The organism is Bradyrhizobium erythrophlei, from assembly GCF_042430365.1.
GTDB lineage: Bacteria > Pseudomonadota > Alphaproteobacteria > Rhizobiales > Xanthobacteraceae > Bradyrhizobium > Bradyrhizobium erythrophlei.
The window spans coordinates 1-21722 of sequence record NZ_JBHMET010000009.1 but is presented as its reverse complement, the minus strand read 5'-3'; the positions used below and the strand labels follow the sequence as shown (position 1 = coordinate 21722).

At 59.7% G+C, this 21722-nt stretch carries 20 protein-coding genes and 2 pseudogenes; 13 read left to right on the top strand and 9 right to left on the bottom strand.

Annotated features, from left to right (window positions below; translation table 11 throughout):
- Positions 1 to 107: 107 nt before the first annotated feature.
- Together ACFFWD_RS01115 and ACFFWD_RS01110 are read left to right on the top strand one after the other, a co-directional pair.
- Positions 108 to 371: pseudogene (locus tag ACFFWD_RS01115) on the top strand (winged helix-turn-helix transcriptional regulator); the annotation flags it as partial.
- 1757 nt (positions 372 to 2128) lie between these two features.
- On the top strand, positions 2129 to 2281 hold the full coding sequence (locus tag ACFFWD_RS01110; RefSeq protein ID WP_376960566.1) for a hypothetical protein: 153 nt from the start codon (positions 2129 to 2131) through the stop codon (positions 2279 to 2281).
- 211 nt (positions 2282 to 2492) lie between these two features.
- Here the strand turns inward: ACFFWD_RS01110 and ACFFWD_RS01105 are convergent, their stop codons facing one another.
- The 5 genes from ACFFWD_RS01105 to ACFFWD_RS01085 form a co-directional block, all read right to left on the bottom strand.
- Positions 2493 to 3107 (bottom strand): hypothetical protein, encoded by a 615-nt coding sequence (locus ACFFWD_RS01105; protein ID WP_376960564.1) that lies wholly within the window; start codon positions 3105 to 3107, stop codon positions 2493 to 2495.
- A gap of 991 nt (positions 3108 to 4098) precedes the next feature.
- Positions 4099 to 4413 (bottom strand): DUF4411 family protein, encoded by a 315-nt coding sequence (locus ACFFWD_RS01100; protein ID WP_376960562.1) that lies wholly within the window; start codon positions 4411 to 4413, stop codon positions 4099 to 4101.
- Positions 4414 to 4419: 6 nt separating this feature from the next.
- Positions 4420 to 4575 (bottom strand): hypothetical protein, encoded by a 156-nt coding sequence (locus tag ACFFWD_RS01095; RefSeq protein ID WP_376960561.1) that lies wholly within the window; start codon positions 4573 to 4575, stop codon positions 4420 to 4422.
- Complete coding sequence (locus ACFFWD_RS01090) at positions 4566 to 5591, bottom strand: ImmA/IrrE family metallo-endopeptidase (RefSeq protein WP_376960559.1); 1026 nt, start codon at positions 5589 to 5591, stop codon at positions 4566 to 4568. The genes ACFFWD_RS01095 and ACFFWD_RS01090 overlap by 10 nt, the downstream gene beginning before the upstream one ends.
- A gap of 36 nt (positions 5592 to 5627) precedes the next feature.
- The gene (locus ACFFWD_RS01085; protein ID WP_376960557.1) at positions 5628 to 5981 is read right to left on the bottom strand and encodes a hypothetical protein; all 354 of its coding nucleotides are present in this window, start codon (positions 5979 to 5981) and stop codon (positions 5628 to 5630) included.
- A gap of 229 nt (positions 5982 to 6210) precedes the next feature.
- On the opposite strand from ACFFWD_RS01085, the gene ACFFWD_RS01080 reads away from it, so the two are divergent.
- Positions 6211 to 7254: a GSU2403 family nucleotidyltransferase fold protein gene (locus tag ACFFWD_RS01080; protein ID WP_376960555.1), complete on the top strand. Its 1044-nt coding sequence runs from the start codon at positions 6211 to 6213 to the stop codon at positions 7252 to 7254.
- 46 nt (positions 7255 to 7300) lie between these two features.
- On the opposite strand, the pseudogene ACFFWD_RS01075 reads toward ACFFWD_RS01080, so the two are convergent.
- Positions 7301 to 7749, bottom strand: a pseudogene (locus ACFFWD_RS01075) (transposase); the annotation flags it as partial.
- Positions 7750 to 7764: 15 nt separating this feature from the next.
- On the opposite strand from ACFFWD_RS01075, the gene ACFFWD_RS01070 reads away from it, so the two are divergent.
- On the top strand, positions 7765 to 8208 hold the full coding sequence (locus tag ACFFWD_RS01070) for a hypothetical protein (protein ID WP_376960553.1): 444 nt from the start codon (positions 7765 to 7767) through the stop codon (positions 8206 to 8208).
- Positions 8209 to 8273: 65 nt separating this feature from the next.
- Here ACFFWD_RS01070 and ACFFWD_RS01065 read toward each other — a convergent pair whose 3' ends face one another.
- The 3 genes from ACFFWD_RS01065 to ACFFWD_RS01055 form a co-directional block, all read right to left on the bottom strand.
- Positions 8274 to 9443 (bottom strand): T6SS phospholipase effector Tle1-like catalytic domain-containing protein, encoded by a 1170-nt coding sequence (locus tag ACFFWD_RS01065; protein WP_376960551.1) that lies wholly within the window; start codon positions 9441 to 9443, stop codon positions 8274 to 8276.
- A 76-nt stretch (positions 9444 to 9519) separates the two neighbouring features.
- A complete protein-coding gene (locus ACFFWD_RS01060; RefSeq protein ID WP_376960549.1) occupies positions 9520 to 10413 on the bottom strand; it encodes a S1/P1 nuclease in 894 nt (297 codons plus the stop codon).
- Positions 10414 to 10470: 57 nt separating this feature from the next.
- Positions 10471 to 11343: an SLOG cluster 4 domain-containing protein gene (locus ACFFWD_RS01055; RefSeq protein WP_376960547.1), complete on the bottom strand. Its 873-nt coding sequence runs from the start codon at positions 11341 to 11343 to the stop codon at positions 10471 to 10473.
- 715 nt (positions 11344 to 12058) lie between these two features.
- On the opposite strand from ACFFWD_RS01055, the gene ACFFWD_RS01050 reads away from it, so the two are divergent.
- From ACFFWD_RS01050 to ACFFWD_RS01010, 9 genes are all read left to right on the top strand, one after another.
- Complete coding sequence (locus ACFFWD_RS01050) at positions 12059 to 12325, top strand: DUF3551 domain-containing protein (protein WP_376960545.1); 267 nt, start codon at positions 12059 to 12061, stop codon at positions 12323 to 12325.
- A gap of 1028 nt (positions 12326 to 13353) precedes the next feature.
- On the top strand, positions 13354 to 14460 hold the full coding sequence (gene sfnG / locus ACFFWD_RS01045; protein WP_376960543.1) for a dimethylsulfone monooxygenase SfnG: 1107 nt from the start codon (positions 13354 to 13356) through the stop codon (positions 14458 to 14460).
- A gap of 22 nt (positions 14461 to 14482) precedes the next feature.
- Complete coding sequence (locus tag ACFFWD_RS01040) at positions 14483 to 15406, top strand: ABC transporter ATP-binding protein (protein WP_376960541.1); 924 nt, start codon at positions 14483 to 14485, stop codon at positions 15404 to 15406.
- Complete coding sequence (locus tag ACFFWD_RS01035) at positions 15406 to 16296, top strand: branched-chain amino acid ABC transporter permease (RefSeq protein WP_376960539.1); 891 nt, start codon at positions 15406 to 15408, stop codon at positions 16294 to 16296. The genes ACFFWD_RS01040 and ACFFWD_RS01035 overlap by 1 nt, the downstream gene beginning before the upstream one ends.
- A gap of 3 nt (positions 16297 to 16299) precedes the next feature.
- Positions 16300 to 17346 carry a branched-chain amino acid ABC transporter permease gene (locus tag ACFFWD_RS01030; RefSeq protein WP_376960537.1) on the top strand — a complete coding sequence of 349 codons (1047 nt, stop codon included), beginning with the start codon at positions 16300 to 16302 and terminating at the stop codon, positions 17344 to 17346.
- A 57-nt stretch (positions 17347 to 17403) separates the two neighbouring features.
- A complete protein-coding gene (locus tag ACFFWD_RS01025; protein WP_376960568.1) occupies positions 17404 to 18705 on the top strand; it encodes an ABC transporter substrate-binding protein in 1302 nt (433 codons plus the stop codon).
- Positions 18706 to 18773: 68 nt separating this feature from the next.
- Entirely contained in the window at positions 18774 to 19568 is a 795-nt protein-coding gene (locus ACFFWD_RS01020) for an ABC transporter ATP-binding protein (protein WP_376960535.1), read from the top strand.
- Positions 19569 to 19589: 21 nt separating this feature from the next.
- Positions 19590 to 20786: an acyl-CoA dehydrogenase family protein gene (locus tag ACFFWD_RS01015; RefSeq protein ID WP_376960533.1), complete on the top strand. Its 1197-nt coding sequence runs from the start codon at positions 19590 to 19592 to the stop codon at positions 20784 to 20786.
- A gap of 313 nt (positions 20787 to 21099) precedes the next feature.
- Positions 21100 to 21300 carry a hypothetical protein gene (locus ACFFWD_RS01010; RefSeq protein WP_376960531.1) on the top strand — a complete coding sequence of 67 codons (201 nt, stop codon included), beginning with the start codon at positions 21100 to 21102 and terminating at the stop codon, positions 21298 to 21300.
- Positions 21301 to 21722: the final 422 nt, after the last annotated feature.

The window sequence follows — 21722 nt, the reverse complement described above, 5'->3', positions numbered from 1 at the left end:
CCTCGGGGTGGAGGAATTTGACTGACCATACCCGGAGGAATTTGAAGTGACCCGCGGGGGTCTGGAGGGAGCGCCGCAAATTCCGCAAGGGGTCGGCGGCCGCACGCGCGCTTGACGAACTTCACAACTATCCGGTCGTGACGGCCAAGCGGCTCGGTGAACTTCTGGACATCAGTCCTCCGCAGGTCCACCAGGCAATCGCTCAATTGGAAGAGGCGGGAATTCTGGAAGAGCGTACTGGTTACTCGCGCAACCGCGTGTATGCCGCCACCGAAGCGCTCGGCATCATCAACCGTCCGTTCGGCGAAGATCCTCTCCTTCCCGATCAGGTGGATCCGGACGAGGTGCCGGCCGGTCCCAAGGGGCCGTGACCGGGCATTCGCCCTGTGGCAGGAATACGGCGACGAAGGCAATATGTTCTGGCGCAACGGCATGTCTTTGCCGACACCCCTGATGAACTGGCAGAGAGAGAAACGCCTTGGTTGAATAGCGCCGATGCCGATGAATACGGAGCCAATTCATACTTCGTGCATCGCTATTACACCGACGCAGAAAAGGCGGCGCTTGCCAAACGCGGCAAGCGTAGTTCGAAGCCCGGCATGCGGTGCCCTTTAGCAATTTGAACTGCCGCGCTCGTCTACGGGTCACGAAACCGCCGCGAATCACACCGCAAATGTAGGTGCGGCGCTATTCACGTGGCTGTCGCAAGCGGCCTCGGTCGATCCTTAGCCCCAATACCCCAGACGGGGCCGCTTCTTTTTCTTGTGCCCGCACATTGATCGCAGCGCTAATCTCTCTCGCTTCGCCGAGCGAAAGCTAGCCGGCCATCACGCACGAGCCACGATGGGCTAGTGCTGTAGACAATGTAAGAGACCTTGGTTGGCATCATGCCGGACCCGGGCCGGCGGGGGAATCTTGTATCGGTGGCAATTACCCTTGAGCCGCCCCGGATCAACGTCAACCCCGCGCACCCTGATCAATTCATCGGGGAACATCTGGCGGACTCGCTCAGGCTCACGCTCCGGGTCAATGCGCAAGACGATCCGCGATACCTCGCGCCAGTCGGCGCCTTCGGTGTCAGCATCAAGCATGCGCATATAGGTGACCGCGTGATCTTAATCGTAACCAGTTAGCTCGGAGCCGGAGGGCGCCCGGTCAGCTACAACTGGATTGTAAGGGCGGCATTGAGCGACGTCACGATTTCGGGTTGCGATTGTCATCGTGCGCGCCTTTATGTCGATGGTGTGACCACCGAAGGGGCAAATGCACTCACGGCCCCCTAAGGCGCCCCGATTCGCCCTATCTGAGTGCTCGCCGCATTCGCCGCGGCAATAGCCAAGACGCGAGAGAGCTCGAGCATCTGATCTGCAGTTAGCTGAAAATGAACGCAACAACGCTTGCGATCGATGGAGACAGTGATCTCGTTACGCGAGCTCAGTCGTTCGCGCAGCAAAAGGGGCCTCTACGTTCTCCAGACGGCGGGGGCTCGTCAGCTTCTCGACAGCTAGCCCGAGTAGCAAGAGAGGGCCGTCTGATCCATTCCTGACAGGCGGTAAGATCGGGCTGAGTCTTCAGGCTCGCTCCTCGCTAGACTGGCCCGGCCGCCGAAAGGTGGCCGGGGCTTTTTGTGTTGGGGGGCATGCCGAAGAATTCGGGGGCGGAGGGCTTAGTGCCGCCGGGGTGGTTGTATTTTCTTTGTGTGCTGCTGGGAACTGTCAACGACCGCAGATGCCTGGAGATCCAATGATAAGAAAGTTGACTGAGTTTGAGAAGGTGCAGATTGTTGCTCAGCACAGAGCAGAACATCTGCGCCAGTTTTGGTTTTGGTTCAATGAAATCGAAGTGAGTGTGGAGGACTACACGGATGACCGAGGCAATCCTCGCGTGACTATCCGCGTAAGGAGCTGATAGGGGTGATTCCCTCCAATCATCCCGCCGCGGCCGGCGGGGGAGCCAGCCGAACTTTCCTCAAGGGGGGCGCCGATCGCGCCAGACGGGACCCATTTCGTGTATCGACGCGCGCGCGTGCGGCCATCCAAAGCAGGAAATATTCCGCGAGCAGATTATCAATCCCTCGAATCGGTCCGGTGTCGGGCGGACAATCGCCCGCGTCTCGAATGGCGATCAGGTGAACCGCATTGCCGCGCTGGCCTTGAAGCTCAGCAAGTCGGTGGACTTCACCTTCACCGGCTATTGGCAGCGGCACCCGGCCAGCTCGTCCCGATCACGCCTCCGGCCAGTGGGGGAGTTCGACGACAAGCGACGTCTCGAACGACAATAGCAAGACGGTCGACCAAGTCGTCATTTCCACCTTGGGCCGGTCGGTTCGGCGCGTGACCTGGCTGACTGCGCGCCAGCGTGTCGCAAGGCTCTTCCCTGCGCGCTGCTGCTGCGGCGGTTAGCTGATTTGCCAGAGAGCGCAAGCCGACAAAGCCTCGCTCCACCCCACTGGGGCCTGGGGGAGCGCGCGCAGCATGGCCTTGCAAAAACGGTCAGCGCGAGAACACCCGCGTTCCGGACGACCATCTTGGTCTGTCGCCCACCGGGCTCGCGCCAATCTCCCACCCTACGCCGCCCCAGATCGCGTCAACAACGCCGAGCTCACCTGCGATATCACGGACAAAAAAGATGTTCGGCTTGGAATCGGTTTGCAGCGCCCCGCTGGCCCCGTTGGCCTGCTGTCGCAACAGGCACCAGACGTCGACCAGGTTGCTCTCGTGGCCTTGCCCTAATGTCGCTAGGATCTCCTTGTCGCTCGAGGATGCGTTCAGAACGTAGGTTTGAAATGTTCCGTCACCCTGATCGTCCTCGATCTTGCCGGCAAAGCGGCGTGCGAACGTCGCCCCAAGCCAGGAAATCCTGACAGCAGCGCTTGACGAAATGTTTTCCTTGAAATGGTCGCGAGCGACGAACTTCTCGGCGTGAGAGATGGCCGATGTCGACGACGGGTCCGATGGTTTCTCAGCTTTCGGATGCAGAGAACATCCAACGCGATCGGCGGCAAAAGCCGGATTCGGCTGACCCGTTCTGCTATCATCGGCAGCGGCGCTGAAGCCCGGTGCAGCCAGACAGAAAGCCAGCAAGAAGTTGAGGCTTAGCCGGGGCATTTGGTTGTTTTCCTTGCGCTCGCTCTGTTCGCGAGAACAAGGTAAACCGCATCGTGCAGATGTAAATCAAAGATCAGGTTTCTGGTTAAGGATAAAAAGTAACGTCAACTACAATCCAAATTTGAGTCAAATGCGATCCGGTATGAGGGCGCCCTCGGGCTCCGCGCTACCCTCCAGCACGCCCGTCTACACGCGTGTTTCGCGCGTTGACAGCAGCATTGGCGAATTCTCCCGCGGCACGAAACCAGTCGGCAATGCCCGGCAACATCTCGCTTGTGCCCGCAGTGGGTCGCTCCAGCTCCAGTGAACGCGCCAGGACGAGTTGTTCGCATATGCCGGAATTCGCCATACCCAGATGGTCTCATAGACGCTGTCACCGAAGCGAGCGACATCGGGTTCGACTGTCGGCCAGAAAGCCGAGCAAGCGATAGCGACCGTCAGGGTCGTCGCAGCTGTGATAATCGCCTTGCGCATCGCGCGCCTACCTTTCCTGCTGTCGTGGGTCTCGATGACCCGAGCGACTCCCATTGCTTCGACTTGCGATACGTTGAATGCCCTTGGGGATCGGTTAGAGCGGACGCTTAAGTGCGGCGCGGCGCTCGTTGCACACTATGTGTCGCCTGGGTCCTCGGGTCTCGCATCCGGGGTCGCCGACCGACCTCCATGACGCTTGCTAAAGCAAAGTCCTTTTTCGTAACGATCGAATACAACTAATGCAGTTGTCATAATCGTAATGACCAGGTGTAGGCAATTCGCATGACAACCAAAGGTGTGCGCGTGATAAAGCTCGCGCAAATTTTTCAACGTCCCGACCGGCAAACCCCGTAGAATTACGCGGATATCGTCAGCATTCGTCATCGCGCGCAGCTAACGAATCTAACGTAGCTTTCGTCACCTCAGGTCTCCGGGTGTGGCGGTTTGGTTCAGCGCCGCGTCGCATGATCGCTGAACATTTCTTTGGTCTAGGCACGCACTGTTTACAATAGTGCGGTTAGCTAGGTGACGCCGCGCACCTGCTCGAACATCGCCTTGATGTCGGATAGGTGTTGACGACGTGGTCAACTTGCTGTTGTACCGCTTCATCCGGCGCAATAAACATGGCCTCGCGAGGCTTGAGCCACGCGTGCAGCTCTTCTGAGCGCTGCTTGTTGCATTCCCGCAGGACCAGCGTCGAAGAAACCAGCCTGCCATCCGTGACGAGCTGGTCGAACTGGTCCCACAGTTTTGGGAAACGGTTTGGCTTGTAGCGCTCGTACCAGCCGGCGATCAGCGCGCTCGTATCGATGCAATAGGTCCTTTTGGCCATGCCGGCTTAGCCCGCCATGCCAAAGGCCGCCTTTTCCATTACAGGAATGGTCGTAACCTTCATGTTCAAAAGACCTGCGACATCGCGCAGCGTGAAATAGCGATCGTGATAGCCCTGAAAAATAAGCTGGGTGAACGTTCGGCCGAGCTGGCTCAGCACCACGTAATGATACTTGGGCCCCCCTCGGACGGTTCTTTTTGCTCATCGAGCTGGGCGTAGATTTTTTGGAAGTCGACGCGCTTGCTGTCATAAAAGGCTTGCGTGGTACGGCCGAGGGTCAGCAGGCGACGCAGCACCGCTTCCTGACTAACGCCGAACCGCAGCGCCAGCGCCTCCAGCTCATCATCGCGCCAGCTCTTCTGGGCTCCCTTCTGGACAACAAGTGTCTCGCGAAGCAACCAGTCGCTCGGCATCAATGCCGCGGCCGCGACGGCGTTGCAGAACTTCTCGACATCGGGGTGAGGGGCGTCATTGCGATCGCCCCCCATATTGCTGACCCCGCTTTGCCGTAGAGCGAGGTGGCAGAACTCATGGAGCAGCGTAAACACGCGGCCGTTGCCGCGATCCTTACCGTTGATCAGAATTACCGGCATGGTTTGCTCGGCAATCGCCGTGCCGCGCATTTCTTTGATCTTCAACCGCGGCACGACGAAGACAAGGACGTCCTTGGCTTCCACCGCCATGCGCCAGTTATCGAAGGCCTTGCGGCCAAACCGCTGTTGCTTGGCTTCGGTGATGCCCAGATATTCGCGGATTTGTTGGCCAAATTGCTCAACATCCGTCTTCAGCGTGGCGGTGAGGTCAAACGGCTGCACCGGTTGGCCCAACTCATGACGCACGGTCAATGCAATCTCACGGCGTTCCCGCGCCAGGCGAATGACGTACGTGAGCTGTGGAGAGAACCCCTCGTCAACGCCTGGCAGCCGGCGAAAGTCCTGAATGGGCTGCCAGCCCTTCGGCGGGGTCTTGAGGTAAAACAGGCTGACCGGGCGCTTGTAGAGGTCTGCAATGTCCAGGAGCTTCGCGAAGGTCGGCGCTTCGCCGCCCTCCTCGAACGCGATCAGCCGTTCTTCGTCGATGTGCAACCGGCGTGCGGCCTCCTCCGGACTGAACCCGGCTTGCGCCCGTGCCCATGCAAGCATGGCCGGGTTGATAAGGGCCTTCACGCTTTTCGCCATCTTCTCGCTTCCCAGGGAGAGATTCTAACCTGACCGTCAAGCGGCCGGCAAAACTTTCAGCAGCACGAGCCTAAAAAAACGTTCAGGCTGTGAGCACGCAGCCGCGGTCGGTTGAAAGCGAAGGGCCCCGATGTTCACCGAGGCCCAACGCCCAGGCTGAAGAAATGTATCTTCCTTCAGAAAGGCGCTTACGACATCCTTGTCGGAAGCGGGAGCCGGGCCGAATGCCGTTTCCTTCGGGTAGGCATAGAGGCCGCCCGAAAGCTTCTTGAGCGTGCCGCTCTCAACCAGCTGCTTGAGATGCCGATCAACAGACGTCGACCAGCGGGCCAAATCCGCGCGCCGATAGGCGTGGCCCGGTTTCAGGTGACGTTTGAGTTGCTCAAGCACAAAAGCTGGTGCTTTCGCTGACAGCGTTCTCCCGTTGCGAAACTAGGGCGAGTTCCTACCTCTAGAGTGAAGGTCCGCAAGGCGGCAGGAGGGGGCCGCCGGAGTGGCCAAAAGTTCCCGGTTTCAACAGTTTGGCCTGATTTTTGATAGAACTGTTGAAGCCATTGATTTCAAATGATAAATTCTGTTTCAACAGTAGCGATCAAAACCAGATCCAAGTGTTGAAACCATGGATTTTCAAGAGCTTAACAATGATCAGCGCCGCGAGGTGGTCAACAGCCAGCAGCGCTTTCAGGCCCTGCGGGACGCCAAGGAGGCGTACGACGCGCATCGCGGTTCCATGACCTGGGTGGAGTCCAAAGGCCATGAATACCTCGCCCGGAGCTACTACGACAAAGCGGGCCTCCGGAAGCAAAGCTCGCTCGGGGCGCGGTCTCCCGAAACCGAAAAAATGAAGGCCGACTTCGAGGCTAAGCGCGCTGCGGCGGAAACCCGATTGAAGAACTTGCGTGGCACGATGGAGCGGCAATCCGCGGTCAATCGTGCACTCGGCCTGGGTCGCGTACCATTGATCGGAGCTCGGATCATGCGAGCTCTCGACGGCTTCGGGATGTTGGGCTCCGGCATTCGGATCCTCGGAACGAACGCGATCTACGGTTATGAAGCCTCTTCCGGCGTCAGGATCGATCCGGGCCTGGCCACGACGGAAGACATTGATCTTCTGTTCGACGCGCGCGGCGGGCTTACGTTCGTGGCGGACGACGACGTCTCCGAGTCTTCGCTCCTGAAGATACTTCAACGTGTCGACACCAGCTTCGAACGCGCCAAGCAGACGTTCCGGGCCGTGAACCGGGACGGCTATCTCGTCGATCTGATCAAGCCTATGCAGAGCCCTCCTTGGAAGAAGGCTCCGGACAAGATCGGCTCGGACCCCGAAGACCTGACTGCCGTTCAAATCGAAGGACTCGATTGGCTGCAGAATTCTCCGGCTTTCGAGGCGGTCGCGATCGACGAAAAGGGCGAACCGGTGCGCATCGTCGCTCCAGATCCGCGGGTTTGGGCCGCCCATAAGCTCTGGCTGTCCCGTCGTGCGGATAGGGAGCCGCTCAAGCGCCAACGAGATGCAGCACAGGCGGAAGCCGTGGGTGCTCTGGTCGCGAAGTATCTCACTTACCTGCCGTTCGACGCAGAGCAGCTGAGGATGCTCCCGAAAGAAGTGGTAGACAGCGCGGCGCCGCTTTTCGTTAAGAAAGACACCGCGGCGCGAGCCTAGCGGTCAGGCTCGACAAGGACGAGGCCGGCATAGCCGGCGCCGATTAGCCGAAGCGGCGGCGCTCCTGAGCGATCGCCTTCATGCGCTGGCGAACGCCGGCTTCGTCCGCCCGGGTCGTCTGGTATCTCATGGTCATGCGGCAGCAGCCGATGGCTTTACACGCCCGCCGTTCGCTCATCCCGAAGGCGTCTCGGAGATGGGCGACAGCTTTCCGCTTGGCTGCGGGCGTCACCATTTCTTTCCCAAGAGGTCCTTCAACGCCGCATTGTCCAGCATGGAGTCGGCCAGCAGCCGTTTCAGCCGCGTGTTCTCGTCCTCCAGCGTCTTCAGCCGCTTGACCTCCGACACCTCCATCTCACCGAACTTGGCCTTCCATTTGTAGATGCTGGCGTCGCTGACGCCATGCTTGCGGCACAGATCGGCGACCGACACGCCGGCCTCATGCTCCTTCAAAATCCCGATGATCTGCTCTTCCGAAAAGCGGCTGCGCTTCATGCTCTGGTCCTTGTCGTGGGCCAGAACGAACTTCAAACTGGATTAAGCCCGAGGGGCAAGGTCACAGTTGCCGAACAGCGGTCGACGAGGTTCGGGAAAAGCGCGCTCGATCTCTATATTCGGCCGACATTGCTCTGGATCGATGTGGGGTTTGCCATCTCGTGCGCAGCTTTTGTTGCGCTATTCCGTTTGGCGCTGCTGACCGTCCTGCCAAGCTATCGGTGGCTCGTATACGTCATGCAGTTTTTCATCATCATGGCAGTTTTGTATGGCGTCTCCGACGTGGCCGAGGATCTTTGGCTCGCCCGGCTTTTCTTGCGGCGAGGCGAGGTCGCGAAATACGAAGCCATCATCGCTTGTGCGCTGACGGACACCAAGATCGTGACGATTTCACTTTCTCTCCTCGGCCTAGGGCTCTTTGTGTTTCTTGGCAGGATATTCGCAAGCTCGACGTCTTGAAGGCCAATGTGGAGGCCCCGCGCTACGCGGTGCGAGGCTCGCGACAGGTTGGGGCGGTCTGAGCTCTATGAGAGCCTTCTGGTCAAAATCGACATCACCTTGCTCGTGTGGCAGGAGATAGAACCGAATTCGGCGATTTTGAGCGTGCCGGCTGGCGCGAGAAATGACGGCGAGTACGCCTTTTGCCTAGATTTGTATACGATCTGCCTTTGCCGCAGCAGCTCAACGATCGGATGCTGCTTGTGATGTTCGGTGCTCTCGATTCGGCGCAACAATGAACGGCCAAAATACTTCCAGAAGCCGGTCCGCTCGTTATTGACGATCGGATCTTGCTTTTCGATGATGTCAAGCAATGTCTCTTCGATATAGTTCGTGTCGAATGATAGATCGAGACAATGCTCGTGCAGCTTGTCGATCATGACGAGCAGGCTTGTCGTCGATAAAAACGCTTCACTATATCCGCCACCAATGTCGGCGTGAACGCCGGGCATCCATATCTGCTCAAGCGTCTGGCCGTCACGGCTTGGGCCGTTCCAGAGGACGGGTTCGTAGTCCCCGCGGCTTTCGTCAATAGAGAGGATGTGCACCCCGCACTTCACGATCGGGTCCAGCTTCAAGTGCTTGAATCGAAACTTCTCCATGACTTCCTGTTTCTTGTAGGGACCGGCGACCGTGTCCCAGACCCCCAGGAATTCGACCTCGACCTTCTTGTGGGTCGCGTCAGCCTTCTGCTCCGGATAGTTGAAGTCTGCTCCCTTCGGATCCGTGAAGTGCCTCCAGGCTTGCTCCGTGAGAGAGAGGGAGTTGGCCTTCAGCAAGCCCGAGTAGGAGATGAAGCCGGTAAGTGCGCGCGCAGCGAACGCGCCGCGTGAAAAGCCGAAAATATAGATCTTGTCGCCCGGAACATAGTTGGAAGCGAGGTTGATGTAGGCTTCGAGAATAATGGAGCCCAGCCCTTCACCTGTCGCGCCCGCTATGATTTGAGAGCTACGGTTGTTCGTTCCAACGCCGGCGGAATAAATGAATATCTGCGGATTATGGTTGTCGGTATTGTCCTCGTAGTTCAGCGCAACATTCAGCCGGTGGACATTGCTCTGGAAGGGGTCGCGGAAGGCGGCCTGCCAGGTACCGTCTATACCCAGAATGATGTGCTTGCTCTTTCGTTGAGAAGACGACCGTGACGAGCCGCCACTACCGCCGCCGGCTTCCTCCCATTGCTTCTCCAGAATCTGCATGACTGTATCTCCCCCCTACTAGCGCATTGATTCACGCCTCTTCGCCGGTTGCTGCTCACAGTTTGGCGGTGAAGGCCTACGGCTTCCGCAGGGCTTGGTTCAGAACCATGGCGAGGCGCACGCCTGCCTTGCTCAATTGGAGCGTGACGTCATTGGTCGCCGTCGTGACATAATCGTCGGTCAGGCGAAAGCTTCCGCGCGCGTTCGGCTCCGGGAGCTGCCCATAGGAATCGTCTTTGGATGTCGCAAAGGCTTCTTTGGCCCAATCGACAGGGCCGCCTGATTGCCACTTCGCCTGCTGTTCCTTCGTGATATGGCCGATCAGGTCCGAGGCGATCGTGCGGGCGTCCGGCCCCAACTGATTGACGAACTCGGTGTCCCAGAAATGGTGGAGATTTCCGGCGCTCAGACCCGTGGCGGAAACCCGCTTGTCGTTGCCGCCGCGATCGTGATCGTCCGAGCTGTGAAGCGGCTGATGCACGTCGCCCACGAAGTGCAGCAGGAATTTCAGGGCGACGACGCGTTCCTCGGCGTCCGTGCCGGGGTCGGCAAGTTCGGCCGCGAACTGCTGAATTTTATCGACGACACAGTCCGCCGCGGGACCGTCGGAAGCGGTCGTGCCGCCAGGTATCGGGGGGTGATTGAAGCATGCATCGTCCAGGCTCGGCGCCGAGATCTCGATATCGACAAAGTGCCACTGCCGCGTCCGTTCGCGCGAATTGCTCATGTTGGCGTCGCGGTACTTATCAGCCCATGTCGCCGCGGACGCAATATCGTGGGCCGTGAGGGAGTCCGTGTCGGCGGCGAGCAACGCGTTGACACGCTTTTGCACGTCTGCATCGAGAAACGATTGCGCTACCAGAGCTACGATCTGGTGACCTTCGTCGCCCCAGGCGACGGCGCGATCGATCTGCATGGAGTTCAAAATGGCGCCGCAGGCAAGGACTGTCAGATAGATTGCGTATCGCATGGATATCCTCCTCGAAGGAACAATTGAGCGATTCGAATACGCGAACCGGGTCACCGGTTAGGACATAGTGGTCAGAGAAAGGGCGAGGCTCCGTTGCGCGACCGGCGCATGCATCTGCAAGATCATTGGCGTGAAATCGCTGTGCGTTGCCGCGTAATAGTTCTGTTCGGCGTCCTCGAAGATCTTGCGAAGGGTGCCTCCGCCGCCTTGGGCGTAAATGATCCCCGCGTGCGATTGGGTATGAGGGCCTCCTCTCCGATGCTGTTCTAAAAGTACTTGGTGTAGGGCGCGGGCGAAGGCCGTTGACGGCTCCGATCCATGAAACCAGGTCGGGATGGCGAGGCTCTCTCCACGTTCCTTGGGAGCGGCATTCCTGACCTCGAGCGTCTTGTTGAGCCACTGCCGCGCCACGTCGCCCTTGGATTCGTATCCAGGCGCGAGATCGCCCGAGAGAGTAAGTATGTCATCCAAGGGAGGTAGGGAGGGCACGGTCGCGAGCGCGAAGGCCTCATTGAAGGCGGCATGGTCGGCCGCGCTAAACGTCGCGCCGAGATGCGCGGCTTCCATGGCGCCAGGACCGCCGCCCGTGACGAGCAGATAGCCATTTTGCGTCAGGTGACGGCCAAGCTGCGCGACGGCGATGTAGGCGGGCTGGGGGCGCAAAAGTCCATTGCCCCCCATGACCCCCACCAGCTTGGGCTTGGGGGCGCGGTCAAGAAAGCGCTTCAAGACTCCGGCAACACGGGCATCATGCTCGGCCTGGACAAGCCGTATCTCGAGCGCGCGCGGGGGCGCGGCACCGTCGGATATGAACCTGCGATAGGTCGCAAAATCCCATGGTTTCGTGAAGGCCAGCGGGTCGTCCTGGTCATATCCTCGCAGGAGATCCGCAATATCGTAGAGCCTGTCGGGCTTTTCGTAGTCGGGCATGACTCCGCAGATCCGCGAATGAATCCCTGAAAGTATGAACGACCGCCAAAGCGGTAGTTGGAAAATGAATTCGTGCGAGGCAGCGCGAGATTGTAGTGTGACAAAGTTGCGATCCAAAGTCGAGTGGGTAGCCTCGAATTTCTGTACTGGCCGGGCATTCCCGGTTGCCGATGCCTCATTCTGATCAAAGATACTGCCGCGGAGAAGTGCTTGTGCGCCTCGGATATTCCTGACAGCACCTCTGCTTCTACTGCTCGTCGACAGCGAACCAAGCGAATGCAGCAGGTTGTGCATTTGCTTGCGATACAAATATTCCGCGGGAAGGGTGCGCTTCGGCGCGCTGAAAAGATGCGTTCTGTTCTAGAAAGCCGCAGGAATGCTGCTCCGAGGTTCAGGCGATTCTCCAGAAGTTGAACAGCCACCAACCGATGGTCGAGGAGCTTTGTGCGCAATTATGGCCTCGTCTCCAGCGGCTACCCGGTACTGACCGCCGCCGGTACCGCACTGTTCCGCGCGAGCCCTCTTGTTGCCCACGCCTTCCTTGTATCGAGCGCACTGCTTGCGTTTCGCGCCTTGCGGAGGCGTGATCACGCACGCGCTTCTTGCGATGGCGATCGTCCGACGGACTGGACCGGCTATCTGCCATTGACTAAGATCAAGCGGTGCAATTCGGATCCTCTCACCTTCAGCGAACTTAACGGAGGCAAGAGGTCTCATGCGCCATCTTATCTTTATCGGTGTGCTAGCACTTCCCATCGTCGTCGGCTTTAGATCGCGTTCGACCGCTGCTCCGCGGGTTCATTCGTACATCCTACCGGTTCGCCAGGCCGTCTATTGCCTGCAGGGACGTAGTTGGGGATATCCGGGCAACTGCCAGTTCTCAACCTATAGCCAGTGCATGGCTACTGCATCCGGTACATACGTCTATTGCGGTATCAATCCGGTCTACGCTTTCGAGCGACGGGGAAGGCAATCGCGCTGACGTGAATGAGAATTGCTTGATGAGCCAAGCGACGGCTTTATATTAGACGCAAGCTCTCGCCGCGGAGGTTCTTATTGCCGCTCCCCCGACCTCAACTGAATCGGCGCTCAAATCCACGTTGTTCAGGGAGGCCGGCTACCTCGGGCATATCCAATGCACGCTGCGCTTGTCGGTCGCCCGCTTGGTCGGTGAATAAGACGACCACGGGCGTCTCTCTCTCGGGATCGCTATCGGAACTCGTCATCAGACGCGATCGCCGCCGTCATGATCTTCCGTGATCAACATGAACGGGCGACCTTCCTCTAGCCGAGAGAGGCATGACGCTGTGGGGTGCGATCACGCGTCGGCCGTTCGTTAGCATTCCGCCTGGTGCTAATTGTGTTTGCACGTTCGACATTGGACAGTGCTCCGGTTCATCTCAATTGCGAATTCGATCTCTCCAATCATTTGCGGGAGTGCAATTGGTCTCAGACGCCGGCGAATGCAATAGGAATATTCCAGCAAGCCGCCGAGGTCGCAGGATTAAGTGCAGGGTGATCATGCTGGCCGCGAAACGGCCGCGCCATTGAAAGAGGCGTTTCGCGGCGGACGCGATGGTTGGCCCACACCTGCACAGCAACAAACGATGCGTCCGCTACAAAATAAAAAGAAGCGGATTATCTCCGCGCGACGAAATAGAGTTCGTCTTGGACTCGCTCGGTCGAAGAATCTCTGAGAGGATTGATCATCAGGCGATGGTGCCGGTCAGGAGCGCTGATGATGCGCGACAACATCTTCGACAAGGTGAGGCATTCGGTTTATGCGCGAGCTTTTCGATGAGTTGTGTTGGTGTCTTCTGAGCGGCGTCTCAATGCGCAAGGGCGATCTGACCTGAGATCGCTTTAGCTCCTCGAAATAAGCAACCCTAACCGGTGGCTAGAACAGCGGCGTCGGCACTCGCTCGTCTTGAGCGGCGTGGTCGCATGGTGCTGCCTCGCTCAAGCCGCCGGCCATTTCGCCGCAAGTGTAATTCTCAAGGGACAAACAGGATGTCTTTGAACAGCAATCCGATCAAATTCGCCTACTGGGTGCCGAACGTGTCGGGCGGACTTGTGATCTCTTCGATCGAGCAGCGTACCAGCTGGGACATCGACTACAACCGGAAGCTTGCCCAGATCGCCGAAAAGGCAGGCTTCGACTACGCACTAAGCCAGATTCGTTTTACGGCGGGTTACGGAGCGGACAAGCAGCATGAGCCGGTCAGCTTCTCGCACGCGCTGCTCGCGGCGACCGAAAAGCTAAAGGTCATCGCTGCTCTCCTTCCCGGCCCGTGGAATCCGGCGGTGGCGGCAAAGCAGATTGCGACAATAAGCCGGCTCACCAATGCACGCGTTGCGGTCAATATCGTATCGGGCTGGTTCCGCGGCGAATTCCATGCGATCGGCGAGCCTTGGCTCGATCACGACGAGCGCTACCGGCGTTCGGAGGAGTTCATCAGCGCGTTACGCGGCATCTGGACCCAGGAGAGCTTCACGCTCAAGGGCGACTTCTATCGGTTCAACGACTACTCGCTGAAGCCGAAGCCGCTCGATCCGCTGCCCGAGATCTTCCAGGGCGGCTCCTCGCGCGCGGCCCGCGACATGGCCGCTCGCGTGTCCGACTGGTATTTCACCAATGGGAATACGCCAGAGGGGCTGAAAGCGCAGGTTGAGGATATCAGGACCAAGGAGAAGGTCTTCGGCAAGGGCTGGCAGACCAAAATCGGTATCAATGCATTCGGCATCGTCCGGCAGACCGAAAAGGAGGCGAAAGAAGTCCTGCAGGAGATCCTCGACAAGGCGATCCCCGATGCGGTTCGCGGCTTCCACCACGAGGTCCAGAATGCCGGCAATGCCAGCCCCGAGCGCGAGGGCAACTGGGCCAAATCCACCTTCCAGGATCTCGTTCAATACAACGATGGCTTCCGCTCGAACCTGATCGGCACGCCACAGCAAGTCGCTGAACGCATCATCGAGCTCAAGCACGCCGGCGCCGACCTGATCCTGCTCGGGTTCCTGCATTTTCAGGAAGAGGTCGAATATTTCGGCAAGCATGTGATCCCGCTGGTTCGCGAACTTGAGGCAAGGACGCCTGTGCGCGTTCAAGCCGCGGAATAGGCGCAAAGCGAGGGTGAGCTAAGTGACGGCGATTGCAACAGGGGCGGGCCTGTTTCGTCTGGAGGAGATCCCTCCACGCGGATATGCCGATGGATCGCGCGGGAAACGCGAGGAGGCGCTGGAGAAGCGTGCGGAGCACGCCGCCGAAACACCCGTGAGGCCGGCGCTCGGACTTACGAACATTTCGCTGACATTTGGCGGCGTCGCAGCGCTACGCGAGATCGATCTGGAGGTCGCCCAGGGCGAGATCCTGGCAGTGATCGGACCGAACGGCGCCGGCAAGAGCTCGCTCCTCAACATCGTCAGTGGGCTTTACCGACCCGACCGCGGCGAGGTGTGGTTTGGCGAGCACTCCTTTCATGAAGTGCCGACGTCGAAGCTGGCCGTCCATGGCGTGGCGCGGACGTTTCAGAATCTTGCGCTCTTCAAGGGACTTTCCGTCTTCGACAATGTGCTGATGGGGCTGGCGCATCGCGTACGTACGGGTTTTCTGCGGCAGATCGTCGGCTCGCCATTGGCGCGACGGATCGAGGCCGAGAATCACGCGGCCGCGGAAGAAGTGATCGGCTTCCTGTATCTTGCCGCGGTTGGTGACCGCCTTGCAGGAACGCTCCCTTACGGAGTGCAGAAGCGCGTCGAATTGGCGCGGGCGCTGGTTGCTCGACCGAAGCTCCTGTTACTGGACGAGCCGTTCGCAGGCGTGACTCTGACCGAGAAGCGGGAGCTTTCGCAGCATGTGCGCAACGCCCGCGATAGCTTCGGCGCCGCAATCGTCCTGATCGAGCATGACGTCGGCGTGGTTATGGGGCTATCGGATCGCGTGGCCGTGCTTGATTACGGACGAAAGATCGCCGACGGCACGCCCGACCAGGTCCGCGCCGATCCGGCGGTGATCGACGCCTATCTCGGCGTCGCACATGATGACGATACGGAGCTTGCGAGCTGATGTTCGATTACCAGTTTCTGGCTGAAGTTCTGATCGGTGGCCTGCTTTCGGGAGTGATGTACTCCCTTGTCGCAATCGGGTTCGTGTTGATCTACAAGACCTCCGGCGTGCTCAACTTTGCGCAAGGCGCGATGCTGCTGTTCGCGGCCCTGACCTTCGTCAGCCTGGTCGAGCGCGGCGCGCCATTCTTTGCGGCACTGGCGGCGACGCTGGTCATCATGGTCGTGCTGGGCATCGCCACCGAGCGCGCGGTACTGCGGCCGCTGGTCAACCAGCCGCCGATCACCCTGTTCATGGCGACGCTTGGGCTCTCCTACGTCATCGAGGGTGTAGCCCAACTTCTGTGGGGCACGCAGGTGCATGGCCTCGACCTCGGCATCAGCGACACGCCGTTCGAGGTGGCTGGCGTGCTGATCAGTCGGTTCGACCTGTTTGCCGCGGCGGTCGCGGGCGGTCTGGTCGCGCTGTTTGCGCTGTTCTTTCGCTACACCCGCACCGGGCTCTCGTTTCGCGCCGTGGCCGATGATCAATTTGCAGCGCTTGCGGTCGGCCTTCGGCTGCCACGGGTCTGGGCCGCAGTCTGGACGGTGGCGGGGATCGTCGCCCTGGTCGGTGGGCTCCTATGGGGCGCGCGGCTCGGCGTGCAGTTCTCGCTGTCGCTCGTCGTCTTGAAGGCGCTCCCGGTTTTGGTCCTCGGTGGGTTCGATTCGATCGCCGGTGCGATCGTGGGCGGTCTTTTGGTCGGCGCAATCGAAAAACTGGCGGAGGTCTATGTCGGACCGTTCTTTGGCGGCGGCATCGAGGCCTGGGCAGCCTATGTCGCGGCACTGGCGCTCCTCTTGATCCGGCCATCGGGCCTGTTCGGGCAGAAGCTGGTGGAGAGGGTGTAAGTCATGCCAGTCCTCACCCCTGCCAAATCGAGCTGGTTCTCTGGCGAGACGCTGTGGATCGGCCTCGTGATCCTGGTCGCGTACGGCATCGTTCCGCTCGCGGGATCGGACTATCTGCTCGACGCTGTGCTCACGCCATTCCTGGCGCTGTCGCTTGCCGCCGTCGGGCTCAACGTCCTGACCGGTTATGCCGGACAGGTCTCGCTCGGCTCGGCCGCCTTCCTCGCCGTCGGCGCCTACGCCGCGTACAATCTTCATCTTCGCATTCCCGCATTGCCGCTGCTCATCGATCTGGTACTGGCTGGGGGCGTCGCGGCGGCCATCGGCATCGTGTTCGGACTGCCGAGCCTGCGCTTGCGCGGGTTCTATCTCGCGGTATCGACGCTTGCCGCGCAGTTCTTCGTGCAATGGGCGCTCACCAAATTCAGCTGGTTCTCCAACGACAATCCATCCGGGGTGATCGATGCGCCGGTTCTCAGTATCGGCGGCATCTCATTTACCAGCGCTGCGGAACGTTACGTCTTCTCGCTGACGATCGTGGTCGCTCTGACACTCTTGACGCTGCGATTGCTGCGTTCCCAATCCGGCCGCAACTTCATCGCGGTGCGCGACCACGAGATCGCGGCCAAGGTGATCGGCGTGCCGCTCTTGCGCACCAAGCTGCTCGCCTTCGCCATCTCGTCCTTCCTCATTGGCGTTGCCGGCGTGCTCTGGGCGTTCGCATATCTGCGCACGGTCGAGCCGGCCGGATTCAATCTGGATCGCTCGTTCCAGGTCTTGTTCATCATCATCATTGGCGGCCTTGCCTCGCTGCGCGGCTCCTTCATCGGTGCCGCCTTCATCGTTGTGTTCCCGCTTCTGCTGTCGCGGATCGGCGCCGCGTTGCTCGGTAACGTGTTCGATTCGGGTGTTCTGGAAATGAGCCAGCGCATCGTGATCGGAGGGCTCATCGTCGCCTTTCTGATCGCGGAGCCGCGCGGGCTGATCGCGCTGTGGGACCGCGCCTGGGCCGCCATCCGGTCGGCCCACCGCCCAGTGCTCCCGACTTGAGATTTGTGTAACCCAAAGGAGCTTGCAATGAACATGTTAAGACGTGTGAAGGTGGCGATGGCTGCGGCGCTGGCCGTCAGTCTGACCAGTATGGTCGCGGCGAATGCAGACGAACAGTTCTTTCCACTGCAAAGCTATCGTGTAGGTCCCTATGCCGCCGGAGGGACCGGGTTTTTCGGGGGCTTCATCGACTATCTCAGTTTGATCAACATCCGCGATGGCGGCGTCAACGGCGTCAAGCTCACTTGGGATGAAGGTGAGACCCAGTACGAGGTCGAGCGCGGCATTGAGGTTTATGAGCGGCTGAAGAGCCGTCCCGGGATTGCGGCCTGGAACCCGCTGTCGGTCGGCATCGCCTATGCCATGATCGACCGCATCACCAAGGACAAGGTGCCGCTGATCACCATCAACCATGGCCGCACCGATTCGACCGATGGCCGCGTATTCCCTTACGTCTTTCCGCTGCTGCTCAACCCCTACAGCGAGACGTCCGGAATCGTGAACTACATCGCGTCAAGGGAGGGCGGCCCGGACAAGCTGCAGGGTAAAAAGATCGTCGTGCTCTATCACGGCTCGCCCTACGGCAAGGAGACGATTCCGATCTACAAGCTCTTGGCAGATAAATACGGCTTCAGCGTGGAGCAGATCGAGGTCCCGCACCCGGGCAACGAGCAGCAATCGCAATGGCTGTCGATCCGCAGGGCGAAGCCCGACTACGTGGTGCTGCGCGGCTGGGGCGTGATGAATCCGGTGGCGTTGAGGACCGCTCAAAAGGTCGGCTTCCCTGTCGATCACATCATCGGCAACGTCTGGTCCAACTCCGAGGAAGACGTCATTCCCGCAGGCGATCCGGCCAAGGGGTACATCGCGATCACGACCCAGGCCTCCGGCGCCGAATATCCCGTGCTGCAGGAGGTGATCAAGACCGTCTATGGCGCCAACAAAGGCAATCTCGACGACAAGAAGCGGATCGGCAGTGTCTACCACAATCTCGGGATCGTGAATGGCATCCTGAATGTCGAAGCGATCCGGATTGCGCAGGCAAAGTTCGGCAAGCGCACCTTGACCGGTGACGAAGTCCGCTGGGGTTTTGAGCACCTAGCGCTCGATCCGGTGCGGGTGGAGGCGCTGGGCGCCAAGGGCTTGTTCCACTCGATCAACGTCACTTGGGACAATCACGAGGGCGACGGCCGCGTCACCTTCCAGCAATGGGACGGCAGCAAATGGAAGGTCGTGTCGGACTGGATCGCGCCGGACTGGGCATTCCTCCGCCCGATCATCGAGAAATCGTCGACCGCCTACGCCAAGGAACACGGCATCAAGATCCGTACGTCCGGCGATGATGCGGTGAGCCAGTAGCGCAAGGCAAAGCTCAGACCTGCGGGCGCCGCCGGCTCCCGCAGGTCTGAGAGGGGACAAATCAGGGCATGAGTAACGTTCTGCTTTCGGTCGAGGGGCTGGCCGCAACCTATAATCACGCCATCGAAGCCGTGAACGACGTGTCGTTCGCGGTCCGGCGCGGCGAGATCGTCGCCGTGCTCGGCGCAAATGGTGCCGGCAAGTCGACGACGCTTCAGGCGATCTCAGGGCTGCTGCCGGCCCGGCGCGGCCAGGTCGCCGCCGGGCGCATTGTCTTCGACGGCCACGACATTGCAGCCGCTTCTCCGGCGAAGCTGGTCCGAGCGGGGATCGTGCTGGTGCTCGAAGGCCGGCATTGTTTCCTCTCGCTGACGGTGGAAGAGAACCTGATCACAGGGAGCATCGGCCGAGACGCAAGGTCTCGGGCAATGCGAGCCGATCTCGACGAGATCTATGAGCTTTTTCCGCGACTAAAGCATCATCGCAGGTCGATCTCGGGCCTCACCTCAGGCGGCGAGCAGCAGATGACTGCGATCGGCCGCGCGCTGATGTCACGTCCAAGGCTCTTGGTGCTCGACGAACCGTCGATGGGGCTCGCGCCGCTTGTCGTTGAAGGCATTTTCCGGGCGCTCAAGCAGCTCAACGGCGAGCGGGGTCTCTCGATCCTCGTCGCAGAACAGAATTCGACCGTTGCGCTGCGCTTTGCCGACCACGCGGTCGTGCTTGAGAATGGCCGCAGCGTGCTGTCGGGAGCATCAGTCGAATTGCGAAACCGCGACGACATCAAAGCCCTTTACCTCGGTGGCTCGCTGCAGCCTGACCGCGCCGAGAAACCGCTGATCCATGCCGTTGCCACACTTTGACCAACACAGGGGAGAATGACCATGGCTAAAGACAATCTGGCGCGCAAGATCGATTCTGACATCTATTCCCGGCTGGACGCCGCGATCGATGCCACCGTAAAGGTCAACGCCGATCGCAATGATCTTGAAAGCCGCTTTCCAAAAGAGAATCTGACGGCATTGGCGGAAGCCGGCTGGACCGGCGTGCTGAACGAAACACGTTTTGGTGGCCTTGGTCTGGGCCATATTGATTTCGCGGAAGCCGCTTACCGCATCGGACAGGCCGATGCATCGACCGGCCTCGTCTACGTGATGCATGTCGGCGCGGCTCAGACGATCAATCTGTTTGGTAACGATGACCAGAAGGAGCGCTGGCTCAAGGTAAACAACGGCGCGTTGCTTGGCACATATTCGACCAGCGAACGCGCCACCGGTGGGCACTGGTGGTATAATCTCTCTGAGGCATCGCACGACGGCGATAATTATCTCCTCAACGCCGAAAAATCGTTCACAACGAGCTCCGGCCAGGCCGATTTCTATGTGGTGCAGACGCGCACCCCCGGCGCCAAGGACCAGACCGATATCGTCTTCTTCATTGTCGACGGCAAGTCTGAAGGCATCGAATCCAAGCCTTGGGATGCGCTCGGTGTCCGCGGCAATCACTCCGGTCCGATCCGCTACACCAACGTGCGGGTGCCGCAGCGTGACCGGCTCGGCACTGAGGGGCAGGGGAAGGAGATCATCTATGATGGCGTATCGCCAGTCTATCTGATCGGGCTCGGCGCGGTCTGGGAAGGCGTGGCCCGCGGCGCATTGAACGCCGCGGTCAAGCACGCCACGAGTTTCGTTCACAAGGATCGAAACAAGAGTCTATCGGACTATCAGGCGATCCGGCAGGAGCTCGGTGCGGCCAAGGTGCTGGTTGAGACCTTGCGACCGTGGCGCCTGGAACTCGCGGCAAGGCTGGATGAGCTGTGGCGGGCCGGTAAGCCGCAGAGCGAAATCCTGATTCCTCTGACCGAGTTCAAGGTGCATGCCGCCGAGGTCGCGAACAAGGTCGCAGCAGCGGCGCTCACGGTCACGGGAGGTTACGGCTACCACCGCGGCCTCATCGAACGCTCCTTCCGCGACGCGCGGGCGGCCATCGCCATGGGGCCGTCGAACGTGATTGCTCGGGACTGGATCGGCAAATCGCTGGTCGGCCTGCCGCTCGAGCTATTCTACGAAGGGGGAGAGTAGATCAAAATCCGCGGAGCTGGCGGGGCGCTGGGCCCCGCTCGCCGTGCTGGGGGTCACAAGCCTCTTCGGAATGCGACCTCGTACCGTTCTGGATCATGCGGCCCTGCGGCACAGGCTCCGCCAGTGCCTCAGCTACAAATTCGATGGCTCGTGAAGCTAGCTTGCCGTATAATCGCGCAACCTTAAGGAAGCTAACTCGCTAAATCTTCCGTGCCGAGGTTCACACGACGGCAATTCTATTTGCGTATTTGTATCTCGCAACGCGCGAGTTGCGCTAAACTCATTGTCCAGCTGGATTGGGGGAGACCTTCGCATGTTCGACTCCGAAACCACCACCCTTCTGCGTGCGGTTCTGGATGAAGTTTGCAAGGACCTCTCGCTTCGTGAGACCGGCGCCAGAACATATGTCGCCTCCAAAATCGTGGAAGCCGCCACCCAAGGAGAGACGTCCGTCGATGCGCTCAAGCAAGTTGGCCGGACTGCGTTGACCAGTGCTCCCACGATGTGGCGCTAGCAAGCCCGCAGGGGGACGCTTCCTTAAGCGACCCGCAGGCTCAGGCGCAGGATTCACCAGCATATTGATTCAGATGTTTCGACTGCCCGGCTCCTCGCTAACTGGATTGGCAGCCTTGGGGCTTATTCCCATCTTTTTCAAGGATGCATTTGCACGCCGAAGCCAACAGATGCAGCGAGAGTTTCTTTCCCGCGCCTCAAGTGCCTCCGAAATCATCCTAGTACCCACTTTTCTTGGAACGTGAGTCGTGATTCAAGGTCGGGATGATACCCGAAGCAAGAGAAGTCCGCCTTTCGAAGAAAGATCGCAAGGTGCTTGAGGCGTGTTGTCGCTCACCGATGACGTTGCAGCGCGATTTGAAGGAGCTATGCGGGAATCTGGGTGATGACGGAATGAGATAGGCGGCGTATCGAGGCGGGTGT